Below are 6,693 nucleotides of genomic sequence, written 5' to 3'. Positions count from 1 at the left end.
CAGGACCGCAACGGTCAGATAATCAAGAACGAGCAGTTGGGCGCGCAGCTCTCCATCGCGACCGGTCTGTATTCGACGCTCGCCGAGAAGCTCGAGGCTCTGCGCATCCAAGAGCAGCTCGAGCAGGGCTCCGGTCGCGTGGTCTCGACCGCCGTTGTGGAGCCCGACAAGGTCGCGCCCAGCCCCCGCCGCGATGCACTGCTCGGCGCGCTGGTCGGCTTGCTGCTGGGCCTTGGCCTGGCGTTCCTTCTCGACTACCTGGACAACACGATCAAGTCGATCGATCAGCTCGAAGGGCTGTTCGGCGCTCCGGTCCTGGGTCAGATCCCGTCGAGCTCGGTCAAGAAGGGCGCATCCTCACCCTTGGGCCTGCTCGCGGCTCCCGGCGGCGCAGAGGCTGAGTCATATCGCGCGCTGCGTAACTCCATCGACTTCATGAACTTCGAGCACAACACCAAGACGGTCCTCGTCACGTCGGCCGCGCCGTCCGAGGGCAAGTCGACGGTGGCGGCGAACCTCTCCGTGGCCCTGGCCCAGACAGGCAAGCGTGTCGCGCTCGTCTGTTGCGACTTCCGCCGTCCGACCACCGATGTCTTGCTGGGTGTCTCCAACACGGTGGGCATCTCGGATGTGTTGACCGGTCGCTCGGCGCTCAAGGATGCCCTGCAGCAGACCGAGACGAAGGGGCTCCTGGTGCTTACGAGCGGCAAGATGCCGCCGAATCCGTCCGAGCTGCTGGGCTCCAAGCGTATGGGTCAGCTCATCGAGTCGCTCGAGGGCATCGTCGACTGGGTCATCTTGGATACGCCGCCGCTTCTGGCGGTCGCCGACGCGGCATCGCTCGTGCGGTGGACCGATGGCGCCGTTGTCGTGTCCCGCGTGGGTGCCTCGACGCGGGAAGCCGCGGTCAGGTCGCATGAGATTCTGTCCAAGGTCGGCGCTCGTGTGATGGGCGTTGTGGTCGTGAACGCTGACGCCGCAGGCGGCGGACGCGGCTATGGCTACGGCGGGTACATGAGTGGCTACTACTACCACGGCAAGGGGACGCAGGTCTCATCGACGACGGACGGGCTCAAGGAGCCGATTCCGGGCGGCAGGTCTCGGATAGCGGCCACAGTGGGCAAGGTGCTCGTCGGCTTGCTGGTGTTCGTCATCGTGCTGGTGGTCGCCGCGATCATCGTCACCGTATTGGACGGGTTCTTGGGATGGGGCCTGATCGACTCGCTCAAACTGTTCGGCGGCGCCTAGGCCTTACGCCTCGTGCTGCACGGTTGATCCTACGATCGGAGGGTGCATGTCTGACCGCTATCTCGTGACGGGTGGAGCCGGGTTCATCGGCTCGTCCATCGCACGCCGGCTGTTGTCCGAGGGCCACGAGGTCGTCGTTCTCGACAACTTCTCGACCGGCCGCCGCTCCAACCTGTACGGAATAGAGTCCGACATCACCTTGTTCGAGGGTGATCTTCGCAGCTACGAGCGCGTGCACAACGCCGTCCGCGGCTGCGACTACGTGCTCCATCTGGGCGCGCTTCCCAGCGTGCCTCGATCGGTCCAAGACCCGCTCACGTCCAACGACGTCAACGTGAACGGCACGCTCAATGTGGTGCTGGCCGCCCGCGATAACGGAGTGCGCCGCGTCGTGGTCGCATCGTCGTCGTCGGTCTACGGCGCCAACCCGGCGATGCCCAAGACCGAGGATCTGCAGCTGCTCCCCATCTCGCCGTACGCGGTCTCGAAGCTCGCCACCGAGCGCTACTGCCTAGCGGCTCAGTCGGTCTACGGCCTCGAAGCGGTCGCGGTGCGCTACTTCAACGTCTTCGGGCCTCGACAGGACCCGGCATCTCAGTACAGCGCTGTCATCCCGAAGTTCATCCGTCTGGCGCTCGCAGGCAAGACGCCGGTGATCTTTGGTGACGGCGGCCAGATCCGCGACTTCACCTACATCGACAACGTCGTGGATGCCACGACGAAGGCCGCTGTGGTCCCTGGCGCCGCGGGCCACGCCATGAACATCGCGTGTGGACACGCGGTGACTCTGCTCGACGTAGTCTCAGCCATCTCCGGCGCCCTTGGGCGCGAGATCGTACCTGAGTTCCAGGAGCCGCGCGTGGGTGACGTCCGCGAGTCGGTGGCGTGCATCGACTTGGCGCGTGAGGTTCTCGGCTACGAGCCGTCGGTGGAGTTCGCCGAGGGCGTCAAGAGGACGGCCGACTACATCCGCGAGTCCGAGACCACGGCGTAGTGACGCGCGAGCCAGCCGAAGGCACGGATGCGGCGGGTGTGGAGCCCGAGTCGGGGTTCAACACGCGCAAGGGCATGGCCAATGCCAGCTGGCTGCTCGCGGGCAACCGGCTGTCTTATGCGCTGTCGGCGATTACTGTCGTCGTCGTGGCGAGACCCTTGGGGCCGGCCGGTTACGGTGTCGTGAGCTCAGCTCTGGCGTTCGTCGGCGTGTTCGGGTGGATGGCGCTCAGCGGATTCGACCGCGTCATCGTGCGTGAGTCGGTCCGTGAAGGAGAGAGCCTCGAAGGGCTCATCAACGCGACCGCTGGTCTCAAGCTGACGCTTGGGGCGGTCGCGCTCGTAGCGTGCTGGATCGGCGCGTGGGCCTTTCCTGGGCTGACCATGCCCGAGCGCGTCGGAATCACGATCGCGTCAGCGATCGTTCTGATCACGCCGATGAACGGGACGCTGTCGACGGCGTGTCAGGTGCACGAGGAGATGCGCTGGATGGCGCAGATCGGCATCGTGCGGCAGGCACTCTACATCGCGCTCGCCGGGGCTCTCATGTTGATCGTGGGCACGGACCCGGTCGTCGTGATCATCGCGTTCGTCTCGGCCTACGCGGTGGCGCTGGCGTTGATGGCGCGCGTGGCGATGAAGTGGATACGGCTTCGCCCCACGTTCAGGTTCGCCTCGATCGATCGCGTGTTCTTCAAGGCGGGCGTGATATTCACGCTCATCGGGTTCTTCAGCTACCTCTACACGAAGATCGACGTACTCATGATCAGAGCCTGGGGCGACACGGCCCAGGTGGGCCTGTACGCAGCGGCACTCACGCTCTACATGCGGCTGATGTCAACGACTGAGGCCTTCTCGGTGGCGTTCTTCCCACAGATCGTGCGTCAGGCCAAGCAGGGCACGCTGGTGCTCATGGACATGCGCAAGGGCGTCGTCGCGTTGCTGGGCGTCGGGGTCGCGGTGACCGTGGCGGGATGGATCGCCGCGCCGTTCCTGATCCCTCTCGTGCTGGGCAAGGACTTCGTCGGCACCGTGCTGCCGTTTCGCATCCTGCTCGTCGCGCTGGCCGTTGGGGTGCCGTGTTACCCGCTTCAGTTGCTGTTCCAGGCGCGGGGAATGGAGCTCACTCTCGTGAAACTCATCCCGCTTCGTGCCGCGCTCAACATCGTGCTGAACGTCGTGGCGCTTGCGGCCGGGTTGGGGATCGCCGGAATCGCTCTCAGCACGCTCGTCACGGCGGTCATCTACTACACCGCTCTAGCGATCGTGGGCGACCGGATGGGACTCATCAGGCGCACGGTCGGGGAGGGCTGAGACGTGCTCAGGGGGCTTGTGCTGAGACTGTCGTCGCGAGCTCGAGAGAAGCGCGCCCGGGTGTTTCGCGAGCACTTCGCCTTGAGTGCCGAGACGACCGTGCTCGATGTGGGTTCTGAGGCCGGACACAACATCCATGCGGTGCTCGCTGACACGCCTGTGCGTCCCGAGAACGTCTCGATTGCCGACATCGGTGCGGACGCGGTCGAGCAAGGGGCTGCGCTCTACGGTTTCACGCCGGTGGTGCTCGACGAGTCGGGACGGTTGCCGTTCGACGATGGGTCGTTCGACATCGTCTACTGCTCCTCGGTCATCGAGCACGTCACGGTACCCAAGAGCGTCGTGTGGTCCATGCGCTCCGGCGATGAGTTCAAGCGTGCCGCACTGGAACGGCAGGCGCAGTTCGCCTCGGAGCTCACGCGCGTAGGCCGCTCGTACTATCTGCAGACGCCGTATCGGCACTTCCCGGTGGAGAGCCACTCGTGGCTGCCCTTCGTCGCGTGGCTGCCGCGCCCGGCGCTGCTTGCGGTGCTGCGCTTCACCAACCGGTTCTGGGTCAAACGTACCGATCCGGATTGGTACCTACTCGACCGACGTCAGCTTGAGAGCTTGTTTCCGGGTAGCGAAATCATCGCGGAGCGCTCCTTGGGGCTGACGAAGTCGCTCATGGTGATGGGGACGCGCGACCGATAGCCTCAGGTGAAGATGCCCTCGGCGTCCTCGCGCTCGAGCAGCTGGATCGGAGATTCGTACTCGAGGTCGTCCTGCTCCGCGTAGGACGCGTGGCGCGCGGCCACGATGCCGCACGTGCACCACAAGGTGCACGCGATCGCATCCGCGAGCAGCGTAGAGTTGTAGAGGCTCATCACGGTGTAGGTGACTATCATCGCCTGTGCGCCCAGCGCAGCTGCCTTCCAGAATCCATCCTCGTCCGTCTTCTCGACGCGACGCGCCGTCGTGAACAGCGCCACGAGCATGCCGCCGAACGCGATCATGCCCAACAGCCCCATCTCGAGCATGGATCGCACGAGGAAGCTGACGTTTCGCACCAGCGTGCCGAAACGCGCGACCAACTCGCCCACGACGCCCACCTGCTCGTTACGAGTGACGGATCCGATCCCGTAGCCGAACAGCGCGTTCGTCGGGGAGTCCGTGTTCTGCTCGTACGCGAACGCGATCGACGGGATGCGGCCGAGCACGCCCTTGTCGGACTGCTGCTGGCTCTCGATCAGCCACTCCACGGTGTTCGAGCGCTCGATCTTGTTCCCGTAGGCAAGCGAGTACGCCTGCAGCACAAGGGCAACGCCCGCGGCCAATGCGACGACGGCCAAGAGTGCGGCTCCGAAGTTGCGTCGGGTGCGCGGCAGGATGAAGCCGGCCCAGATGAGGGGCGCGACGACGAAGAAGATCTTCGTCTCGTTGAGCGCTGGCGGGACACACAGCGCCGCGACTCCGATGAGCACCAGACGGGCCGGAACCACTCGGTAGATCATCAGGCCCACGAGCCAGACGGTCATCGCCACGACGAGAACGGTCAGAAGGCCGGACGAAAAGGTGCCGATCGTCCCGCCGACGGTGTCGCCGGATTGTTCGGAGCGCAACAGGAACTGGAACAGGGCGACCGGTGCCTGCAGGAGGGTCAGCACGATCATCGTGACAGCGAGGCGACGGTTCTCGGGCTCACTCCACCCGAGTACCGCCGGCGCGAACAGCAACGGCATGAAGCGCAGGAGTGCCCGTAGTCCGAGCACGGCAGGTACGAGTGGCGCTGTGTTGGCCATGGCGCCCAAGGCGAGTATGAAGACCCACGCAAGGAACCAAGTCCCGCCGGCCAGGCTCACCGTGCGCCTGCCCGAGATGAGACGAAGGCCGATGGCGAGTGCGAGCACGAGCGCCAGCATGTCTTGCACAAGCGAGGTCGTGCCGGGAAGTAGGCCCAACGATGTCGCGTACTGCAGGCTGAATGCGCTCACCACGAGCAACATCGCCGACCAGTACGGCTTGACCATCAGAAGCGGCAGCAGTACCGCGGCGAGAAGCAATAGGCTCAGGGAGCGCGCCTCCACGAGCGAATAGCCCATGATCACCGAGACGATCGCGACGCCGGTGACCACCAAGATCTGAGTGAGCACCGAGCGCGTGCGCGGAGAGAGGCGTGCGAACACGTTACGCATCTTCCGCGCTCCTCTCGCTCAGGACTCCGGTTGCTTGCAGCCGTTCCGCAAGCACGTCACCGAAGGTCGGCTGGCCGGCCGGGGCTTCTCGTAAGGCGGCGGCGCCGGTGGCCAGAGCCGTCCACGCCTCATCGTCGCTCATGAGGTCAGCGACCGTCTGCGCGAGTGTATCGCGTGCACCTGCGGGTACCAGTAACCCGTCGCGACCGTGCGTGACCGTGTCAGCGAGCCCTCCGACGTCGAACGCGACGACCGGTGTTCCTGAGAGCAGCGCCTCGGCTGCGACCTTCGCGACCCCTTCGGCACGTGAGGGTATCACCACGACTCGAGCGTGCGCCATGCGGGCGAGCACCTCGGAGTGTTCGAGCGATCCGAGAAGATCCACGGATTCCAGGGCTTCCTCTCGTTCGAGCGAGGAGACGAGTTCATCGCGGAGAGGCCCATCGCCGACGATGGCAAGCCGACCCACACCGCCTCGTGCGAGTGCAGCGGCGATCGCTGGGAGCATATCGACGCCCTTGACCGGCGTGAGCCTCCCTACGAACAGCGCCTCGGCGCGACGGCGTTCGAGCGGCTCGACCGCCGACAGCTCCGCTCGCAAGGCGGATGTATCGGGCGAGTAGGTGTGCACCGTGACGCGCGGACTCCACTGCGTGGTGAGGTGATCGGCCACCGCGGGCGTGCACGCGAGCACGGCGATCGTGCGTCGCGAACGGACCGCCGCGCGTCCGCCGACGCGCCCGATGCCAATGCCGGCCTCAGGGTCGCTCGTGGCGCCGATCACGAGTCGTGCGTTGCACGCGATAGCCGCAAGCCAGCATGCGGCCGCAAGAGGTCCGGTCTGCATGCACACGATCACGTCAGGTCGTTCTCGGACCAGCGTGCGGTAGGCACGGTACAGGGCCGACATCGTGCCGACCCGGCCCTGGCCGAGGCCCACAGTGCGCGCGCTGATGCCGGGGTG

General features: G+C 65.6%; 6 protein-coding genes. 4 read left to right on the top strand and 2 right to left on the bottom strand.

Annotated elements, in window-relative coordinates:
- The 4 genes from HGB10_11700 to HGB10_11685 form a co-directional block, all read left to right on the top strand.
- A partial coding sequence (locus HGB10_11700; protein ID NTU72466.1) for a polysaccharide biosynthesis tyrosine autokinase occupies positions 1 to 1,248 on the top strand: 1,248 nt, incomplete at its 5' end.
- Between the two features lie 46 nt (positions 1,249 to 1,294).
- Entirely contained in the window at positions 1,295 to 2,242 is a 948-nt protein-coding gene (locus HGB10_11695; protein NTU72465.1) for an NAD-dependent epimerase/dehydratase family protein, read from the top strand.
- Positions 2,242 to 3,555 (top strand): flippase, encoded by a 1,314-nt coding sequence (locus HGB10_11690; GenBank protein ID NTU72464.1) that lies wholly within the window; start codon positions 2,242 to 2,244, stop codon positions 3,553 to 3,555. The genes HGB10_11695 and HGB10_11690 overlap by 1 nt, the downstream gene beginning before the upstream one ends.
- A gap of 60 nt (positions 3,556 to 3,615) precedes the next feature.
- Positions 3,616 to 4,248 carry a methyltransferase domain-containing protein gene (locus HGB10_11685; GenBank protein ID NTU72463.1) on the top strand — a complete coding sequence of 211 codons (633 nt, stop codon included), beginning with the start codon at positions 3,616 to 3,618 and terminating at the stop codon, positions 4,246 to 4,248.
- 2 nt (positions 4,249 to 4,250) lie between these two features.
- On the opposite strand, the gene HGB10_11680 is transcribed toward HGB10_11685, so the two are convergent.
- Both HGB10_11680 and HGB10_11675 read right to left on the bottom strand, forming a co-directional pair.
- Entirely contained in the window at positions 4,251 to 5,729 is a 1,479-nt protein-coding gene (locus tag HGB10_11680) for a hypothetical protein (GenBank protein NTU72462.1), read from the bottom strand.
- On the bottom strand, positions 5,722 to 6,693 hold a 972-nt coding region (locus HGB10_11675; GenBank protein NTU72461.1), incomplete at its 5' end, for a glycosyltransferase. The genes HGB10_11680 and HGB10_11675, both read right to left, overlap by 8 nt.

The sequence above is a fragment of the Coriobacteriia bacterium genome, from assembly GCA_013334745.1.
Taxonomy (GTDB): domain Bacteria; phylum Actinomycetota; class Coriobacteriia; order Anaerosomatales; family JAAXUF01; genus JAAXWY01.
The sequence above is the reverse complement of the archived record's forward strand: the minus strand, read 5'-3'. Positions and strand labels throughout refer to the sequence as shown.

Coding starts and splice junctions, on each gene's coding strand:
- HGB10_11680 (NTU72462.1), bottom strand. CDS start 5,729: ATGCGTAACGTGTTCGCACGCCTCTCTCCGCGCACGCGCTCGGTGCTC.
- HGB10_11695 (NTU72465.1), top strand. CDS start 1,295: ATGTCTGACCGCTATCTCGTGACGGGTGGAGCCGGGTTCATCGGCTCG.